Source organism: Paenibacillus sp. FSL H7-0940, from assembly GCF_037979415.1.
Classification (GTDB): domain Bacteria; phylum Bacillota; class Bacilli; order Paenibacillales; family Paenibacillaceae; genus Paenibacillus; species Paenibacillus amylolyticus.
In genome coordinates, this window is the sequence record NZ_CP150280.1 from 5,991,638 (window position 1) to 6,009,880 (window position 18,243).

The following is an 18,243-nucleotide window of genomic DNA, read 5'->3' on the forward strand; positions in this document are numbered from 1 at the left end:
GAATGGACGACGAAGTTTTACGAGTATATCTTCTTAGTTTAAAGGCTTCTAGATAACGTTAGCACGCTGGATACGATAAATACTGTAGAAAAGGTGCCATGTATAGTGTTTCACCCTTTTTAATTGCAATATGATGAGGCATGAAAAGATCATTCTAATGTTAAAAATAAGACGCATAATCGTCACTACTTTATTTTTGTTAGGTAATGTAACATGTTTATTGCTTTCATGTATTAACGTCTTAAATGATGTGGACTCTGATTATAGCAATAGGGGAGGGATTGATCCATCATGCGATCTTTATTGGTCATCCGTGTTCAACCAACGATAGCTGCCTCATCCGATGCAATCCCTCTGACACCGGAGAGGCTGCTGGGAGCAAACGGGTACCATGTACAGGTGGTGGGCAGTGAAGCGGAAGCGGTGAAGCTAGCTCGTGCGGCCGAAGCGTCCATTTTGCATCTGTCGCTGGCTGATGTGGAGTACTGGGTGAACTGCCTGGGAAAGGGGAAGTCGGATTCACCGCTGCTTTGGTGGTGCGCGCCAGATACAGCCTCTTCCTCCGCAGAATCCTGCGAGGTCGAAACATCATTTGATGGAATACTTACACCATCCATGACTGGGTCCGAGATTCACTGGACTCTTCACTTTGCAGCCCGACGCTACATGGAACGCAAACAGTGGGAGCAGGAACGGAAGCAGTTGCAATCCAGGCTGGAGGATCGGAAGTGGATTGATATGGCGAAGGCTATTCTTAGTGATCTGAAGCAGATTTCAGAGGCCGAAGCCTATGACCTGTTACGCAAGAAAGCGATGGATGAACGAAAACGAATGGTCGATGTAGCCACAGCGATTGTGAAGGCCCATCAACTGCTCCAGTCTTAATTGGAAGGAGGATTCTCCATGGATATGTCTCAGATACTCCGAGAGGTCGGACGTGGGAAACGAGGCTCACGTGATCTGAATTATGCAGAAGCACTGACCGTAGCAGAGAAAATCCTGAAACAGGAGGTTTCCCCTGCCCAGACGGCTGCGTTCCTAATGGCTGAACGTATGAAAATGGAAAACGTCGAGGAACTGGAAGCTTTTGTTCATGCTTGTCGTAACAGTGCGGAACGTTTCTCCATATTTCAGGATGGATTGGACTGTGCGGGTCCCTATGATGGAAGAACAAAGTCGTTCATGGCCACGTTTCCGGTTGCGTTTGTACTCGCGGCGGCCGGGTTGCCGGTGACTTTGCATGGGAGTGACCCTTTACCACCCAAATGGGGAGTTACGCTGTCGGTTCTGTTAAAGGAAGCAGGAATTGATACACGTAAAATGGATCGGGAAGATGCACGGAGCGCTGCATTGAGTTCGGGTGTCATGTACGTGTCCTCCGAGGATTGGTGCGAACCTCTTCGTAAGCTTCGTCCGTTACGGGAAGAGTTGGGTTTTAGAACGGTGTTTAACACAGCGGAGAAACTGATTGATTATAACCATTCACCGTATTTGGTGTTTGGTGTGTTTCATAATACCTTTCTGGATCGGATTGCGAAGTTGCTCACCCGGTTTAACTATCGGCGTGCTTATGTTGTACAGGGGATGGAAGGTTCTGAGGATCTGTATATTGATCGGCCAACCCGCGTATACGCCGTGGAAGACGGTGATATGAAGCTGGAACTGGTTGATCCTGCAGCCTATGAACTGGATATGCCCGTGCCGGAGCTGGTCTGGACGGCTGCGAAGCAGCTTGAAGTGGCGGAAAGCGTGTTAAGCGGTGAGGGTCATATTGCTTTTGTGAATCAGGTCTTGTTAAATGGAGGTTTCCGCTTGTATGCGGCGGGGCGTGTCAATTCCATCGAAGAGGGCATATACACGTGTCAGGGATTACTGGAGAGTGGTGCAGCGTATCGCATCTATCAGCAGTGGTGTGTCTCCATGGGTGGTGAACTGCCGGATAGCAGAGCGGTGTCCATCTATCCGGCATCGACCAGATAATGTAATGCTGGTGTTCAATCTTGTTATTGTTTAGCGTGTTTTTATTCCCAAGGATAAGTAACGGTCAGGAAGTCAGCGAATTTCTTGCTCTCTTCCCGCCGTTGTTTCCGCATGGCCGCCCGATCCGGAGCGGTCTCGTATAGTTTCTTCTCTTCTTCCGTCTCCGGGATAATGCGGGGTACGATCAGTTTGCGATTATTTTCGTCCAAGGCCACAAAGGTCAGAAATGCAGTCGCCGCAATTTTCTTCTCTCCGGTCTTCAGATCCTCTCGAATCACTTTCACAAAAATCTCCATGGAACTTCGTCCTGTCCAGGACGCGAACGATTCAAGTGTAACCGAATCCGTTGGATTAATCGGGTACAGGAAATCGACAGAGTCGGTTGAAGCCGTTACAGTATTGACCCGGCATAGCTTGGAAGCGGCAATGGATGCAATATCATCGATGTAGGACATCAACTTGCCGCCGAATAACGTATTATGATTGTTGACATCGGTTGGGAACACCCGTGCCGTCTTGAAACAACGTGTTTCGCGTACATATTTTTTCTCCACCTGATCCATCTCCGTTGGTTTCGGTATCTCTCTCATGTTTTTTCCTCCTGACAGTATGGCTGCTGTGACATTTCATTTCAGGTGTTGCAGGGTCTGTTTATAATCTGTTATCCCTAGTATAGGTGTCGGTCAGATACATATTCAAATGAAGTTGGACTGCAAAAAAACCGCCAGGCGCGGACCGGCGCGCTGGCGGTTTACTGCTGTATATTAAGCCTTGGGTTTGAAAATGCCGGACGGTTTGCCGATCGGCAAGAACGCATAACCGAAGTGAGCGTTCAGTACCGAAGCACCTGTACCATACAGGGACACAATTCCGATCGCCAGTTCAGCGTATGCTGCAATGGTGTGGAAAATGTGAGGAGCTACGCCGAAAGCGTCAAAGGTCAAGCCAAGGAACAGGAAGTCAATCAGAATGAAGATGATAAGCAATACTTTATTCGCTTCAATAGCACCAATCGTCATGAACAGGGTGAATACGAGGTATCCGGCAAAAGCAAATCCGAGTTGCTTGCCATCGGCCTGTTCAGCGAGAGTGGATCCAAATACGCCCATTTTGATCATCCAGTTGGCAGCCATGGCAAACCAGAAGAATGCGTACGCGCCAAAAGCTGTTGTGCCAAAGGTATTGTTGCGTTTGGAATCTTGAATACATGCGAATAACTGGGCAAAAGCACCCAGGAAGATCGCCCAAGGAATAGCGTAGCTAAGTCCTTCTGTAATGCCAAGCTTTTGGGAAGAAGCGACCAGGGTTACGATAGCCAACCCAAATAATCCCATTGCGCTGGGATCGGCGTTAACAATTTTGACTTTAGTCTGTGAATCGGTCTGCATGGTGATGATAAGCCTCCAATAATATCAAATCAGGATCAATGGCCGTCGTTGGCCGTCCTCTACATTACATCATTTGTATCCGCCGGGTCCGGACACACACATCGCCCTATTGTACCTGAATGACCCCATTATGGAAAGGGATTTTATTACCTTTTGAACCAATAGACTTTTTGTTTTTTCAATATACACATTTACGACACAATCCGTTCTGGCCGTGAATGATGAGGCCAGACGTTAGAATCCAACCCTCGGTGTTACCACTAAAATTGCGTCATATCAGCCATTTTCGGATAAGCTCTAGTGTGATAAAATAATCTTTATCAAAATTTGGAGAAGAATACAAAACATCCTTGTCTCCTATGCCATATGTTAATCCAACTATAGATTGACAGGAAAAACTAAAATGGTTCACAGAATAAGGAGGTATCAGGGGTCATGGTTATGAGTTTGGATTTGAAAAATAAAATAGAGAAGGCCAGACATAACCTTCATATGCTGGTAGAGCATAACAAGGGTGGTCTTGGGCATCCCGATGTGATTCGGCAGTCTATGGCATTGGACGAATTGATTAATGAGTATAACCGAATTAGCCGAAACCATTCACGGGCCTAAACCCAAAGCGATTTTAATTTTATACACGGAACAAATCACATAGATTGTAACGCTTGATCTTACAGACGGGCATGAATATAGCCGGTATGGACAGCCTCAGTTGAAGAGGCGGTATCCTACCGGTGTAATATTCATGCCCGTTTGTTTTTGCATCTTATCCATTATGCATCTGTTTAATGCAGTAATCGTTTGGCTTCCAAATAAAGGACCTGTACGAATTTTTTCGTATTAATGCGTGTCTGGGACAAGGAAGGCTCCACGTTGTTTTGCAGCTCCAGCATTTTCTTGCGAATTTCGGTGAAATCGAAAAATTTGGATGCATAGTTCTCGAACTTGGGATGTGTATAATCTGTTAATCCCAGAGAAACTACATGGCTCAGAGTCTGGAAGATGGCCCTGCGAACACGTTGTTCTGATGCCTTGATCTCCTTGTTCACCTCTGCGAGAGAGGCGTCTTCTCCCAGTTTACGTATCGCTACATTCTGGAAGATGTCTTTGAGGGATGGGAACGTATAGGGGGACAGCTTATGTTCATCTGTCTCTACCTGTTCCAGATATTCCAGCATGTCCAGCAGATCCCTGCTGCCCGCTTCGCCGATCATGCCCATCTCGGACAGCAGGAAATGTCCTGCTGTCGTGATTGTTTTGTCCGGAACCGGAGCCCCAGCACGTTCGGTAGAATTCAAACCGGACAATCCCTGCAATGTCCGTTGGATATCTGCGATGGATTGCTGCATCCGAAGCCTTTCGCTCACCAGCCGCAGAACAGATAGAATCTCCAACCGGTTAATCGGCTTCGTAATATAATATTCAATGCCTAGTGAATAGGCTTCTCCGATCATATTTTTCGACTCGATCTGGGAGATCATGACGATCTTGCCCTCGAACCTTCCTTCAAGCGCTCGCACAGTCTGAATCCCGTCTCGTTGGGGCATCAGCAGATCAATCAGCAGTACATCCACCTTATGCAGTTCCAATAGTTCCGCGTGAATATGTGCTCCGTCCTCAGCTTCCCCGGCAATATCGCCAAGGCCTTCATCCTCAATAATATCCATCAACATGGAACGAACGCCAGGATCATCATCCACGATAAAATAACGCATGTCAGTCATTCCCTTTCTCTGCGAATGGTGTGATTGATAAATCTATGGTAAAGGCGGTTAACGCCGCGATGAACTCTCGTTCCAGTGTAATCGTTCCTTTCCTTCTTGCATAGAACCTGACATGTTAGGTTAAATGACAATGATTGGGCGATCAAAGCCCATTTTTAAAATAAATCTAGAAAATGCATGTAGGTATTTGTCGATTTCCGTAGATGCCCTTGTAGTATAAGTAACATCCCGAAGTCTGGGGCTAGTGTTGTGCAGAATGGTACAAACTTTTCGCGTAACCATCTCTGTGCTTGAAATACACCATAAAAAGGGGCATACCGATGGAGCAAACAATACAAGATATTGTCGTCATTTTCAATGATTTTCTATGGTCCAAAGTGTTAATTATATTATTGGTAGTATGTGGTATATACTTCACCACCAAGACCCGATTCATGCAATTCCGCATGATTGGAGATATGGTAAAGGTGCTTCGAGAGCCAAAAAGCAAGGAACCAGGCAAAATTTCACCTTTTCAGGCGTTCTGTATTAGTATGGCGGCCCGTGTAGGTACAGGGAATATTACCGGTATTGCACTGGCGATCGCACTGGGGGGACCTGGGGCTATATTCTGGATGTGGATCATTGCAATTATTGGGTCAGCCTCCAGTTTTGTGGAGAGTACGCTGGCTCAGATCTATAAAGTGAAGGATAAGGGCGGATTCCGCGGCGGTCCTGCATATTATATGGAGCGTGGGTTGGGCAAACGCTGGATGGGGATTTTATTTGCCATTCTCATTACCCTTTCATTTGGTTTGGTCTTTAATGCGGTGCAGTCTAACACGATTACTGTTGCATTTGAGAACTCATTTGGCACGGATCGGTTAACCGTGGGTATCATTATGGCTGTGATATTTGCAGGAATTATTATGGGCGGTGTCAAACGGATTGCAAAAGCATCGGAATACATCGTTGTTGTACTGGCCGTATTGTACATTGGGGTAGCGGCTTTTGTGGTGCTGGCGAATATTACCCAGCTTCCGGCCATGATTGCGTTGATTGTCAAAAATGCCTTTGGCATCGAACAGGTGGCTGGCGGAACGTTGGGCGCTGCACTGATGAATGGTGTGAAACGCGGATTATTCTCCAATGAGGCGGGCATGGGTAGCGCCCCGAATGCTGCTGCAACGGCGGATACAACACATCCGGTGAAACAGGGACTTATTCAGGCGTTTGGCGTGCTTACAGATACGTTAGTGATATGTACAAGCACAGCCATGATTATTTTGTTATCCGGGGTATACAAAGGTTCCAATCTGGGAGGCATTGAATTAACTCAGGCTGCATTAAGTGTACATATTGGTTCATGGGCATCGGGATTCCTGGCGGTTATGGTGTTCCTGTTTGCCTTCAGTACACTAATCGGAAATTATTACTATGGAGAAACCAACATTGAGTTTATCAAATCCAACAAAGTTTGGCTGTGGGTATACCGCATTTGCGTTATCGCGATGGTGGTGTTTGGTGCGGTAGCCAAAGTACAGCTGGTATGGGATTTGGCGGACCTGTTCATGGGGCTCATGGTGGTGGTGAACCTGATTGCAATTCTGATGCTGTCCAAGGTGACTTTCGAAGCGTTGAAGGACTACAAAAAACAGAAGGCTGAAGGACGTGATCCCGTCTTTACCCGGGACCGGATTTATATTCCGGGTGTAGTGGAATGCTGGAAGTCGGAAGAAGAAGTTATTGGAGATAAATCAATACATGTAACCAATTAAGATTTTATCTGAACGTAGTTGGTTATATAAAATGGGCACAACAAACAACAGGACTTGGATTATCCATCATGGGCAACCCGAGTCCTGTTTGTTGCATATAAAATGTATCTTTGCACTAGCCAAAGTTCATCAAAGATATATTTTGATTAATTTTTAACGGAATAGCTGATCAGTTGTTCAGACAGAGCTTTCATTCGCTCCCCTGTTTCATTAAGCTGCTCAATCACATCCGTAAAGGAGGATACAAGCGTTGCTTGTTCCTGTGAAGAGGCTGCAATCTGGGAGACTTCAACTTCCATCTGTTTGATGACCTGTTGTACATCTCTCAGACTAGTATCGATGTCACTTGTAGCTTGTTTGGCATCCACAGAGAGTTTGCGTACTTCGGAAGCAACCACACCGAAGCCGGCACCAGCTTCACCAACGCGAGCGGCTTCAATAGCGGCATTCAGGCCAAGCAGGTTGGTTTGCTCAGAGATTTCACGAATGAACCCGGCTACTTTGTTGATTTGGGAAGAGTTCTGAACAGCAAGTCTGGTGTTCTGCAAGATCTGCTCACTGGTTGCTTGCAGTTCTTCGGCATGAGCGGCGACATGTTGCACCATATCAACGAGGTTACCATTGATGGTTTGATTTTCTTGTATAATGTCTTCAAGTTGGTTCTGGTTAGATTGGTCGTAAGACACACAGAAAACAGCAACAACTTTCTGGTGATCATCAAAGATCGGAATGTTCAAAATATCCAGTTCAATACCATAAACTTCCTTGGAGAGTGTAGCGAGAGTAGCTTCTCTTCCGTTTTTTAAGATGGCAAAGTTTTGATACGATTCCAAGAGTGACATTCCTTTTTCAAAACCAAGATCAAATTTATCTGTCATAATGACATCTAATACTTTTTCGTGATCGTAAAGAGTTAAACTAGCTGGTTCTCTGAGGATCAGGCTGATATAAGGCATTACTTTAAGCAGGGCATCTACAACGTTCATGGAAGAGGACCATCCTTTCAATATTTGAATGTATTATTTTTAACGATCTATGGAATGCTCTATCTTTCATCGGACGGAAATGACTTTTCGTGAACGGCATTTTGCATGAAAGAATGAACATTTTATGATTAAATTTTAAAATATTTCCCATCTAAAATGATTTATTGGATATAAGTGTTAGTTGTAACTATTTTTATATCAAGATATTTGTACGAGTGTATATCAATTATGGGACATATGTCCTTTTACATACGTTATATACGACAACGGAGGGGAAGTCGGAATGAAAGAAGTTATGGACTTTGGGCTTGTGCGGCAACTTGCCCGTGAGCATGGGTTGGATCAGGTGCTGGACGAGCCTGCGCTCGCTGAGTTGCGACTACTTGAGGCTGCGAAGGGCGAGATGATATGTGCCAAAGGTGAACGACCCGAGCGGTTATATTTTCTCGTGCAGGGCAAGCTCAAGATCTATACCACCCTGCCTAACGGCAAGTCTCTGTTACTTCGTTTCAGTACACCCCTTGCGCTTGTGGGAGATTTGGAACTGGTAAATGGCAAGGAGGCTATGAATACGGTAGAGTCTGTGAGCAAAAGCCTGCTGCTGGGTATCAGCTATCGCGCTCTCCAGAATACGTATGCAGAGAACCCTAAGTTTCTCCACTTTATGTTGAGTCAAGTTACGCACAAATTGTATACCTTTTCCAACCTGTCGAGTCTGAATATGTTATATCCGGTCGAGAGCCGATTTGCCAGCTATCTGTTGTCCACAATGGGCCAGGACGAGTCTTCTTCGGAAGAGATCCAGACCTCCAAGCTCACCGAACTGGCCGATATGCTGGGCACTAGCTATAGACATCTTAATAGAGTCGTTCAAGATCTGTGTAATCGAGATATTATTCGCAAAGTGCAGCGAAAGCTAGTGATCTGTGATCTGGAACAGTTGCGTGTCATCGCAGGAGGCAATATATATGAGTGATGTATTTTAAAATAAAGACCAAGCCTGCATATCTAAGCGACATGACGCGACACAATAAAATACAATACGGCACAACAAAGAGCACCCTCCCGAATATACCGAGGGGTGCTCTTTTTGCTCTGCACTTCAAGTGGATTAGATATCTCCGCGTTGTTCGAACAATTGAGCGATCTCTACAATAACACGGGTGGCCTTCACCATATTGTCTACCGATACATACTCGAATTTGCCGTGGTAGTTCTCACCACCAGTGAAGATATTTGGTGTTGGCATGCCCATATAGGATAGCTGGGAACCATCTGTTCCTCCCCGAATGGGGCGAATAACAGGTTCGATGTCCAGTCGGGTCATGGCTTCATGAGCAATGTCGACGATCTGGCGTACGGGTTCAATTTTCTCGCGCATGTTATAGTACTGGTCATTCAATTCAACCGTGATGCTTTTCTCTCCGTACTTGGTCTTCAGTTCGTTCGCGATATTCAATAGATTTGTTTTGCGCTCTTCAAACTTCTCCCGGTCGAAATCACGGATGATGTAACTCATCTTTGTCAGCTCAACGTCACCCTCCAGAGACAACAGATGGTAGAAGCCATCATAACCGTCTGTGAATTCAGGAGCTTCCTCCACAGGCAGGCGTCGATTCAATTCCATCGCAATTTTCAGGGAGTTCACCATCTTATCCTTCGCTGTTCCGGGATGCACATTGGTGCCTCGTACGGTAATTTTGGCGGCGGCTGCGTTAAAGCTCTCGTATTCCAGCTCGCCAAGCGGTCCGCCATCAACTGTGTAAGCATATTTGGCTCCAAAAGCAGCTACGTCAAACTTGTGCGGTCCACGGCCAATCTCTTCATCCGGGGTAAAAGCAACCCGAATCTTACCGTGTTTCACTTCCGGGTGCTCAATCAGATAGGCCATCGCCGTCATGATCTCAGCAATGCCTGCCTTATTGTCTGCACCAAGCAATGTTGTACCGTCGGTTGTGATCAGCGTGTGGCCCTTATACTCGTGCAGTTCTGGGAAATCCTTGTTGGACAGTACTACATCCAGTTCCGAGTTCAGCACAATGTCAGCACCATCATAGTTATCGATAACCTGTGGTTTGACATTTTTGCCAGTAAAGTCGGTCGCTGTATCGAGGTGAGCCAGGAAACCAATTACAGGAATATCCTTGTCGGTATTGGATGGCAGTGTAGCCATGACATAACCGTTCTCATCCATCGTTACATCTTGCAGACCAATGGATGTACATTCTTCAACGAGCAGTTTGCCCAAGGCCAGTTGGCCGGGTGTGGAAGGGCATGTCTCGCTATTTTCATCGGATTGGGTATCCATCTGAACATAAGTACTCAGTCTTTGAATTAATATATCTTTCATATATAACCTCTCCCTAGCTTGAGTAGTATATAAGTTGAACTACTTGTTTTACACTGATCCACTACGAGGCCAGAATAACCTTCTGATCGCTGTTATCCCCAGATTTTTTTTGATCCACTTTTACAAAGGTGAAAATCTGAGGATAGCGTATGCTTTCGATGCAGCTTTCTTGCAGAAAGCTTTTAGCTCCGCTTCTACAGGTTATTTCTGCCCTCTCCGTTATCGTGTAACCGTTAGTCACAACTTATGTAAATTGGGTATAGTAATTATTGTGGTTCTCTACGGTTATCATATCATGTTTTGCAGTCATTTCCAGAATGGGGCAGATCCGAAATATGAGGATTTCTAGGTATCAAAAAGGGTACTAGGTCACAAAAATGTACGTACTTGTATTTCTATAACTGAGGTTCATAATAAATGATGAAGAAAGGATGTGTTCAAGACATGCCGTTTATCACGGTTAAGGTACTGGAAGGCAAGTCGGTCGAGCAGAAACGTCAGTTGATTGAACGTATGACTCAGGTGGCTTGTGAGACATTGGATGTTGATCCGAGCAAAGTCTTTATCTTCATTGAGGATTTGGAGAAGGACAATTACGGCAAGAACGGAAAACTGTTTTCGGACTTAGACAAATAAGTTAGGCTTCATATATATCATGATCATGGAACAGGAGATGCAACATTAATGACTGAACAATTATTTTCGCCTTATCAATTCAAGAGTCTGCAATTAAATAACCGTGTCGTTATGGCACCGATGTGCCAATATTCTGTCACAGCGAAGGATGGCATTCCGAACGATTGGCATCAGGTTCACTATGTGAGCCGTGCGGTTGGAGGAACAGGACTGATTGTAATCGAGATGACCGATGTAGATCCGGATGGACGTATTACGGATAATGACTTGGGGATATGGTCAGATGAGCATGTGCCGGCCTTCACCAAACTTGTAGATGGAATTCATGCCTACGGCTCCAAAGTAGCTATTCAGATCGCACATGCGGGACGAAAAGCAGAGGATGCTCCACAGCCGGTTGCCCCATCGGTAGTTACATTCCCGGGAGAAAAGTACAAGGAACCACGTGCGTTAAGTACGGAAGAAGTAGAAGCTATGGTGCAAAAGTTCGCAGACGGTGTTCGCCGCGCAGTGCAGGCTGGAGTAGATACCATTGAGCTGCACGGTGCACATGGATACCTGATCCACCAGTTCCATTCCCCGCTGATGAACCATCGTGAGGATGTATATGGGCAGGATCTGTCCCGTTTTGGCGTTGAGGTCATTCGTGCAGTGAAAAAAGAAATGCCAGCAGATATGCCGCTGATTTTGCGGATTTCGGCTGTAGAATACGCGGATGGTGGATACGATATCGACCACACCATCAATATCGCTCGTGCCTACCAAGATGCAGGCGTGGACATGTTCCATATCAGTTCAGGTGGCGAAGGTCCTTCCGGACAGCGGAAACCGGGGAACTATCCGGGGTATCAGGTACCGTTTGCCCGTCGTTTCCGTGAAGAACTGAACGTTCCTGTAATCGCAGTGGGTATGCTGGAGGATGCAGCGTTGGCTCAGGCGGTGATTGGCAACGGCGATGCGGATCTGGTCGCGGTTGGTAGAGGCATGTTGCGTGATCCGTACTGGGCGAACCATGCGGCTCTGGAACTGGGTGTCAGCAAGGATCAAGCTGCCATTGCAGAGCAATATTCTCGTGGATACTAATCTGCTCCAAATTATACTTACACTTGCCACTCCGATGACAGAATAACCTTCCGATCGCTGTTATCCTCAGATTTTTTGATTCACTTTTTCAAAGGTGAAAATCTGATGATAGCGTAAGCTTCCGATGTAGCTTTCTTTCAGAAAGCTTTTAGGCGAACGCTCCGCTTCTTCAAGTTATTTCTGTCCTCTTCGTTTTCGTGTAAATGTTAGTGCAAATTTTATATAGTAAAAAAGGCCACAGCATGGGTTTAACCTCATGCTGTGGCCTGATTTTGTATGATGAGAAGCATGTAGACTCAATTACGGATGACTACGCTCTTCTAGTTGCTTCATAGACGAATTTTTGATTCGACTGCGTGGGTGGTTGATCCGGGTTAAAGTCGGCGTACACTTTAATGTCAGAGAAACCAATGTGTTCGAGAATTAGGCGTAACTCTTCTATGCCGTACCAATGCAAGGTAAGTTGTTGCAGCTCCGTAGCAACAAGAGCACCCTGATGCCATTGTTCGTAGCGAATCAGACTTACTTTATATTGGTGTAGAAGGTTCACTTCAATGGTTTTCACTTCTACCGTGATCGTATCACCATCGGGTAATGAAACGGTTGATGTTTCTACAGAAGAGGGTTGTGTCAGATCGGGCAGAAACAGATCAAACACGAGCCTGCCGCCAGGTTCTAAATGCTGAAATAGACTACGCAATGCGTTAATCGACGCCTGTCTGTCTTGGATGAGGAGCAGAGAACCTCCGGGAATGATAATTGCCTCGTATCGATATGGAAGGTCAAGCTTCTCCAGATCGGCAACGAATAGCTCAGGCATGGGTAATGCCCGCTCCATACAACGAGAACGGCAAGAGTTGATCATATCGGTCGAATAATCAATTCCATCCACCTTCAAGCCTGCTTCAAGCAAAGGAATGAGCACTCGGCCTGATCCTGACATGGCTTCAAGGATACGTCCATTGCAGCGCTGAAGATAATGGCGATAGAATTCAATGTCTCCTCCCAAGGAGTGTCCCACAGGTTTCGTGAGATCATAAACGGCGGTGCATAATGGACCGTAATAACTGAATGACATGGTATAGGTATCCCCCACATGTAAATGTATTAAAATAAAAACGTGGAAGGGGAATGAGCAGGATTATCCCTTCCGGCAACGGTTGGAATTGGATTTTTCAGAGCAGACTATCATAGGAATCACGCACCTTTTATGTAATATGTTCCAATTATAGGGTGTGGATAAAGCGGAGGTCAACTTCTATTCGGGTAGTTATACGAAATGATATGTATAAGGAGGTGATTCGAATGGATTCATCATCAAGTTCATCAAGTGCACTGCCAGATATTCGGCAGGAAATTATGCTCCATGCACCTGTAGAGAAAGTGTGGGAGATGGTCTCGACCGAGCAGGGACTGAGAACCTGGTTCATGCCAAGCAATCTGGAACCCGTGGAAGGTCACGAGTTTATATTGGAAGCAGGCCCCTTCGGTCAATCACCGTGTCAGGTGACGGAAGTTCTTCCGCTGCACAAGCTGTCATTCCGCTGGGGGAAGGACTGGACGTTGACGTTCCAACTGAATGAACAGCCCGAAGGTACGGATTTCACACTGATTCACAGCGGTTGGGATGCGGATAAACTGACCGAGTTTGGACAGGCCCACGCTATCGTACGCGAACGTATGGAACAGGGATGGGCCGGAATCGTTCAGAAGCTTGCCCAAGTTGTTAAATAAATCTTCATTCAATCAACCCCAGGCCATTTCGCCCGTTCATTCCGGTGAAATTCGGCCTGGGGTTCCTTGGTGTACCAAGAGCTGGCGGAAAAGATAGAAATCCTTCAAATTATAACGAATTTGACCGATTATGATACGGAAACTATTTCCGTGAGCACCAGAAACGTGTAACATGAATTATAGTGATAAATCGACAAAATTAGACGTCTCTCGCCATTGTGGATGGAAGGAATACATAGATGAGAAAACACTGGATTATGCTGACCATAAGCTTCATATGTATTGTCGTTGTTCCACTGGGTTGGATCGCCCAGACGTTAATTAGCGAGCGGATTAACCCTCAAGCTTCAGAGGGGAAAATTGACCTGACCCAATGGGACTTTGATCGCAAGGGTGCAGCGTCTCTAAAGGGTGTCTGGGATTTCTACCCTGGGCAGTTGCTGAGCCCGGCAGATATTGAAGCAAGTGTATCCGGTCGCAAGCCTTTGCCAGCTTCGTCTGGCACTCAAGTTCCTGCCCGATGGAACAAATCTTTGGGGCAGGCGCATGGGTATGGAACCTATCATTTGCAAGTCCAGCTTACACCCCGAACGATGAAAAACGATTATGGTATACGCACGCAGAATATACGCATGGCCCACCGGGTATTTATCGATGGTAAAGAGATTGGTGGCAAAGGCCTGCCAGGAAAGACCAAGGCAACAGATATACAATTAAATCTGCCCTTTACAGGATTCACGTCCATTGAGGGCAATACGGCTGACATTATCATTCAAGTATCAAATTATAGTTACTCGTCTGGGGGTATTGTAGCGCCTATTTTGTTTGGAGACGAGCATAGTATTCTGAAAAGCCAGCAACAAGGTTGGCTCAAGGATCTGATGGCCTTATTCGGTTTTATCTTGCCAGCCGCCTTTTTTCTACTTCTGTTCAGATTACGACGTACGGAGAAGGAGCTTCGTTTTCTCGGGTTATTCAGCCTTTCTGGTGCGGTATACGCTCTGACACATGGGGAGAAGTTACTGGGTACGTTTGTACCGTTCCTGACCAATAATGAGATACTTCGGATTCAGCTCCTTAGTTCAGCCTTTGCCTATTACTTTTTGCTTCGGTATATGGATGCCCGTGTGCCAGGAGCAGTTCATCAGTGGTTTGTTCGTCTGGCTGTAGTACTAATCATTACCCAGACCATTGTGGGTATTACGCTCCCTCCGACGCTTTTCTCGTCTCTTGAGCTTCCCATGTTGCTGATCTCGCTTGTTGTCATGTTCTATACGCTGCGAGCCATGTTCTATTGGTTGAAAGGACGACCGAATGATAGCCACTTTGCACTGGTGAGTATGATGAGCATACTCATGGTTGTTGTGTTATATACGCTTGGTGCGTTCACTACCCTAGACACAGCGTTCTTTGCGCTGATTGAACTTTTATTATTTGTATTTGCCCAGATGATTGTGACCGCAATCCGCTTTGCACAATCATTCCGAGACGTGGAAGCTCTGTCGGAGCGTTTGCTGGCCATCGACAGCCTGAAGGACGAGTTCATGGCGAATACGTCTCATGAGCTACGAACGCCCCTGCATGGCATCATTAATATTGCGCAATCCATGCTGGAAGGGGCGGCTGGAGCAGTCACGCCCAAGCAAGCGAAAAATCTCTCCATGATTACTTCAACCGGCAAGCGCCTTTCACTGCTGGTTAACGATATTTTGGATTTTGCCAAATTAAAAAATAGTGAGATCGAGTTAAAACGGGTAGCTGTCGATCTGGAATCCGTTGCTCGTACTGTGGTTGAAGTCTCGGGTTTCACGTTTGAGGACAAGCCGGTTATATTGATTCAACAATGGCCCCAGTCCTTGCCACTTGTTGAGGCAGACGAAGATCGCCTAAGGCAAGTTCTGTATAACTTGCTGGGTAATGCCTATAAGTACACTGAGCAGGGTGAGATTCGATTGTACGCCAGTGTTGAAGGGGATTGGGTGAAGGTATCGGTCGCTGATACAGGGGTAGGCATTGCCTTGGACAAACAGGAGGATATCTTCCAGGCGTATGAGCAGAGTAACGGCACGATTGAGCGATTGAATAATGGAACCGGACTGGGTCTGAGTATTACGCGAAAACTCGTTGAGCTTGGCGGTGGTGAGATCTGGGTTGAATCGAAGCCGGGGCAAGGTTCGACTTTTCATTTCACCCTGCCTGTTATGAAAATGCCGCTTTTGCAAACTCATTCGAAACCAGCTGCCGCCCGATATGTTGCTGCACAGGGGGCAGGGGCGAAGGAGCTTGTGACAAGAGAGTCAGATGAGCAGGATGATCTTACGGAAGCGGAGCATACGATTCTGATTGTAGACGATGATCCCGTCAATCGACAGGTATTGCTTAACCTATTGTCGACGGAGCGGTATCGTGTGATTGCAGCGGACAGCGGGTCCACTGCATTGAAACTCCGTGAGGAGTTCCCGTCCATTGATCTTGTTATTACGGACTGGATGATGCCTAAGATGTCCGGGCTTGAGTTATGTCGCAAACTGCGCGAGCACAGTTCCTTGTCGGAGTTACCGATTCTGATGCTGACCGCCCGTGGGTTGCCTGAGGATATCAAACACGGATTCCAAGCGGGAGCCAATGACTTTCTGAGCAAACCGGTGGATGCCGGTGAATTGCGCGCCAGAGTTCGGACGTTAATTGAGATGCGGAGTTCTGTGCAGGAGGCTATTCGGACCGAAATGGCCTTTTTGCAGGCCCAGATCAAGCCACATTTTCTATATAATGCACTCAATGTTATTATCGCAACCTGTGCAGTGAATCCGGACAAAGCAACCGATCTGCTGATTGAATTGAGTCATTACCTGCGCGGAAGTTTTGACTTCCAGAACAGGGAGCAGCTTGTTCCTTTGACCAAAGAGCTGGAATTGGTGGAGTCTTATGTGCATCTGGAACAGGCGAGATTTGAGGAAAGACTGGTGGTTGAGTATGAGGTGGAATCGGACGTACTTCTGTATCTGCCACCTCTCAGTATTCAGCCGCTTGTGGAGAATGCCATTCGCCACGGCGTGATGGAGCGGGCAGCCGGCGGGACAGTTCATCTTAGGATTTTCCAAGAGAGCGAGCATGTAGTCGTCCAGGTCCAGGATGATGGTGTAGGTATTCCCCCTGAGCGTATGGCTCAGGTCAAGTCTGGGCGTACCGAAGGTCCGGGAGGTGTGGGGCTGCAAAATATAAACCGTCGCCTGATGTCTCTCTATGGTCAGGGACTGGAGATTCATAGCCATGTGGGCAAAGGCACGCAGATCCGATTCCGTATCCCTGTGCAAAAGGTGGATTATTCCAATTAGTGTGCCAAGTGAAGCAATTATGGTTAACAGACTAGGGGGTGCCGATAAAATCGGTATTCCTATTGAATCTTTCATGGCAGGAGGCTGAAAGAACGGTGAGAGCCATTGTGATCGATGATGAGAAGCCAGCGCAGCTTCATCTGGAGCGACTACTACGAACGGACGGACGAATTACACCCGTGCAATGTTTTTCAACAGCTCGTGATGGTCTTCATTTTCTGGCAAAGGAACGTGTAGATGTTGTATTTTTGGACATTGGAATGCCCGAGATGAATGGCCTGGAAGCGGCTGAATATATACAGCAATTGGATCAGAGTATTCGTATTATCTTTGTTACGGCTTATGCGGACCATGCAGTGGAAGCATTTGAGCTGCATGCACTGGATTATGTACTGAAACCGGTAAGCTCCGCCCGATTGGCCAAAACCGTTGATCGAATCGCGGGCATAATGTCGCATAATTCTCAAGTTGCAGCCACCGCCGAGGTACAGGGATCGGAACCTGTACCTGTGGAGTTGGATATTGAAGTTCCGGGGCTGCTTACGTTCAAACATCTGGATATCTACAGAAGCTTGGATCAGGGTGCCAAGAAACATAAGTGGCGCACAACCAAATCACAGGAATTGTTTGCTTTTTTGTTTCATCACAGGGAAGAATGGGTAAGCAAAGAGATTCTGCTGGATAAGCTATGGGGTGATGTTTCCCAGGAAAAGGGATTAACCCATCTACATACTTCCGTATACCAGATTCGAAAGCTGCTTAAGGAATGGAACATGACAGGCAAGCTGGAGTACAATATGAACCGTTATCGTCTGTTATCAGGCAATCTGGTAAGTGATGTGGATCAATTTGAAAAATCCATGGTTTACCACGTCATCACATCCGACAATGTCGATGACTTGAGGCATATGATTCCGCTTTATCGTGGCGATTATCTGGAAGAGCATGATTATCATTGGGCACAGGCCAAAGCGAGGGAACTCAGACGCAAGTATACAGCGCTGGTTATGGATATCGCGAGATGGGACATGGAGCATGGTCGTGGCAAGGAAGCGATTGAGCAATTAACGATATTACAGGAACGGGAGCCTTATTCGGAAGAGATCTGCCGACTCATGATGGAAGTGTATGCATCTATGGATGATCAGCAAGGCATACTTCGTTTGTATCATTCATTTACATTGACATTAAATGAGGATCTGGGGTATCAGCCGGAGCCCGAAACAAGCAGGTTATATCAAAACCTGACGGATAAATAAACGTATGTAAT

General features: G+C 46.4%; 16 protein-coding genes. 10 read left to right on the top strand and 6 right to left on the bottom strand.

Translation table 11 applies throughout. The features are described 5' to 3' along the window. The first annotated feature begins 291 nt into the window (after positions 1-291). Complete coding sequence (locus tag MHB71_RS26445; protein WP_340028101.1) at positions 292-885, top strand: ANTAR domain-containing protein; 594 nt, start codon at positions 292-294, stop codon at positions 883-885. Positions 886-903: 18 nt separating this feature from the next. After that, a complete protein-coding gene (locus MHB71_RS26450) occupies positions 904-1,980 on the top strand; it encodes an anthranilate phosphoribosyltransferase (protein WP_340028102.1) in 1,077 nt (358 codons plus the stop codon). A 41-nt stretch (positions 1,981-2,021) separates the two neighbouring features. On the opposite strand, the gene MHB71_RS26455 is transcribed toward MHB71_RS26450, so the two are convergent. Together MHB71_RS26455 and MHB71_RS26460 are read right to left on the bottom strand one after the other, a co-directional pair. Continuing rightward, positions 2,022-2,534, bottom strand: coding sequence for an acyl-CoA thioesterase (locus tag MHB71_RS26455; RefSeq protein ID WP_026081401.1), 513 nt, complete (start codon positions 2,532-2,534; stop codon positions 2,022-2,024). Between the two features lie 210 nt (positions 2,535-2,744). Continuing rightward, positions 2,745-3,368, bottom strand: coding sequence for a GPR1/FUN34/YaaH family transporter (locus MHB71_RS26460; protein WP_036671640.1), 624 nt, complete (start codon positions 3,366-3,368; stop codon positions 2,745-2,747). A 435-nt stretch (positions 3,369-3,803) separates the two neighbouring features. Between MHB71_RS26460 and MHB71_RS26465 the strand changes: the two genes are divergently transcribed. Beyond that, positions 3,804-3,980 (top strand): aspartyl-phosphate phosphatase Spo0E family protein, encoded by a 177-nt coding sequence (locus MHB71_RS26465; RefSeq protein ID WP_017691636.1) that lies wholly within the window; start codon positions 3,804-3,806, stop codon positions 3,978-3,980. A gap of 173 nt (positions 3,981-4,153) precedes the next feature. Here MHB71_RS26465 and MHB71_RS26470 read toward each other — a convergent pair whose 3' ends face one another. Beyond that, complete coding sequence (locus tag MHB71_RS26470; protein ID WP_036612142.1) at positions 4,154-5,083, bottom strand: response regulator; 930 nt, start codon at positions 5,081-5,083, stop codon at positions 4,154-4,156. 329 nt (positions 5,084-5,412) lie between these two features. Here MHB71_RS26470 and MHB71_RS26475 point away from each other — a divergent pair, with 329 nt between their 5' ends. Further along, on the top strand, positions 5,413-6,849 hold the full coding sequence (locus tag MHB71_RS26475; RefSeq protein ID WP_340028103.1) for an alanine/glycine:cation symporter family protein: 1,437 nt from the start codon (positions 5,413-5,415) through the stop codon (positions 6,847-6,849). 146 nt (positions 6,850-6,995) lie between these two features. Here the strand turns inward: MHB71_RS26475 and MHB71_RS26480 are convergent, their stop codons facing one another. Then, a complete protein-coding gene (locus MHB71_RS26480; RefSeq protein ID WP_036612138.1) occupies positions 6,996-7,835 on the bottom strand; it encodes a methyl-accepting chemotaxis protein in 840 nt (279 codons plus the stop codon). 283 nt (positions 7,836-8,118) lie between these two features. Here MHB71_RS26480 and MHB71_RS26485 point away from each other — a divergent pair, with 283 nt between their 5' ends. Next, positions 8,119-8,811 carry a cyclic nucleotide-binding domain-containing protein gene (locus tag MHB71_RS26485; protein ID WP_340028104.1) on the top strand — a complete coding sequence of 231 codons (693 nt, stop codon included), beginning with the start codon at positions 8,119-8,121 and terminating at the stop codon, positions 8,809-8,811. Between the two features lie 135 nt (positions 8,812-8,946). On the opposite strand, the gene pepT is transcribed toward MHB71_RS26485, so the two are convergent. Continuing rightward, entirely contained in the window at positions 8,947-10,185 is a 1,239-nt protein-coding gene (gene pepT / locus MHB71_RS26490) for a peptidase T (RefSeq protein ID WP_339190671.1), read from the bottom strand. 444 nt (positions 10,186-10,629) lie between these two features. Here pepT and MHB71_RS26495 point away from each other — a divergent pair, with 444 nt between their 5' ends. Together MHB71_RS26495 and MHB71_RS26500 are read left to right on the top strand one after the other, a co-directional pair. Continuing rightward, complete coding sequence (locus MHB71_RS26495; protein WP_017691642.1) at positions 10,630-10,821, top strand: 2-hydroxymuconate tautomerase family protein; 192 nt, start codon at positions 10,630-10,632, stop codon at positions 10,819-10,821. 48 nt (positions 10,822-10,869) lie between these two features. Then, entirely contained in the window at positions 10,870-11,904 is a 1,035-nt protein-coding gene (locus MHB71_RS26500; RefSeq protein ID WP_017691643.1) for an NADH:flavin oxidoreductase/NADH oxidase, read from the top strand. A 310-nt stretch (positions 11,905-12,214) separates the two neighbouring features. Here MHB71_RS26500 and MHB71_RS26505 read toward each other — a convergent pair whose 3' ends face one another. Further along, positions 12,215-12,982 (bottom strand): class I SAM-dependent methyltransferase, encoded by a 768-nt coding sequence (locus MHB71_RS26505; protein WP_340028105.1) that lies wholly within the window; start codon positions 12,980-12,982, stop codon positions 12,215-12,217. Positions 12,983-13,209: 227 nt separating this feature from the next. Between MHB71_RS26505 and MHB71_RS26510 the strand changes: the two genes are divergently transcribed. From MHB71_RS26510 to MHB71_RS26520, 3 genes are all read left to right on the top strand, one after another. Then, on the top strand, positions 13,210-13,638 hold the full coding sequence (locus MHB71_RS26510; RefSeq protein ID WP_340028106.1) for an SRPBCC domain-containing protein: 429 nt from the start codon (positions 13,210-13,212) through the stop codon (positions 13,636-13,638). A 239-nt stretch (positions 13,639-13,877) separates the two neighbouring features. Then, the gene (locus tag MHB71_RS26515; protein WP_340028107.1) at positions 13,878-16,973 is read left to right on the top strand and encodes an ATP-binding protein; all 3,096 of its coding nucleotides are present in this window, start codon (positions 13,878-13,880) and stop codon (positions 16,971-16,973) included. A 95-nt stretch (positions 16,974-17,068) separates the two neighbouring features. Continuing rightward, on the top strand, positions 17,069-18,232 hold the full coding sequence (locus tag MHB71_RS26520) for a response regulator (protein ID WP_340028108.1): 1,164 nt from the start codon (positions 17,069-17,071) through the stop codon (positions 18,230-18,232). The last annotated feature ends 11 nt before the right edge of the window (positions 18,233-18,243 follow it).

What these genes read in the sequence shown, in the direction of transcription:
- MHB71_RS26460 (WP_036671640.1), bottom strand. Translation starts at nt 3,368, where the DNA reads ATGCAGACCGATTCACAGACTAAAGTCAAAATTGTTAACGCCGATCCC.
- MHB71_RS26465 (WP_017691636.1), top strand. Translation starts at nt 3,804, where the DNA reads ATGGTTATGAGTTTGGATTTGAAAAATAAAATAGAGAAGGCCAGACAT.
- MHB71_RS26450 (WP_340028102.1), top strand. Translation starts at nt 904, where the DNA reads ATGGATATGTCTCAGATACTCCGAGAGGTCGGACGTGGGAAACGAGGC.
- MHB71_RS26500 (WP_017691643.1), top strand. Translation starts at nt 10,870, where the DNA reads ATGACTGAACAATTATTTTCGCCTTATCAATTCAAGAGTCTGCAATTA.
- MHB71_RS26515 (WP_340028107.1), top strand. Translation starts at nt 13,878, where the DNA reads ATGAGAAAACACTGGATTATGCTGACCATAAGCTTCATATGTATTGTC.
- MHB71_RS26445 (WP_340028101.1), top strand. Translation starts at nt 292, where the DNA reads ATGCGATCTTTATTGGTCATCCGTGTTCAACCAACGATAGCTGCCTCA.
- MHB71_RS26480 (WP_036612138.1), bottom strand. Translation starts at nt 7,835, where the DNA reads ATGAACGTTGTAGATGCCCTGCTTAAAGTAATGCCTTATATCAGCCTG.
- MHB71_RS26485 (WP_340028104.1), top strand. Translation starts at nt 8,119, where the DNA reads ATGAAAGAAGTTATGGACTTTGGGCTTGTGCGGCAACTTGCCCGTGAG.
- MHB71_RS26495 (WP_017691642.1), top strand. Translation starts at nt 10,630, where the DNA reads ATGCCGTTTATCACGGTTAAGGTACTGGAAGGCAAGTCGGTCGAGCAG.
- MHB71_RS26475 (WP_340028103.1), top strand. Translation starts at nt 5,413, where the DNA reads ATGGAGCAAACAATACAAGATATTGTCGTCATTTTCAATGATTTTCTA.
- MHB71_RS26505 (WP_340028105.1), bottom strand. Translation starts at nt 12,982, where the DNA reads ATGTCATTCAGTTATTACGGTCCATTATGCACCGCCGTTTATGATCTC.
- MHB71_RS26470 (WP_036612142.1), bottom strand. Translation starts at nt 5,083, where the DNA reads ATGCGTTATTTTATCGTGGATGATGATCCTGGCGTTCGTTCCATGTTG.
- pepT (WP_339190671.1), bottom strand. Translation starts at nt 10,185, where the DNA reads ATGAAAGATATATTAATTCAAAGACTGAGTACTTATGTTCAGATGGAT.
- MHB71_RS26510 (WP_340028106.1), top strand. Translation starts at nt 13,210, where the DNA reads ATGGATTCATCATCAAGTTCATCAAGTGCACTGCCAGATATTCGGCAG.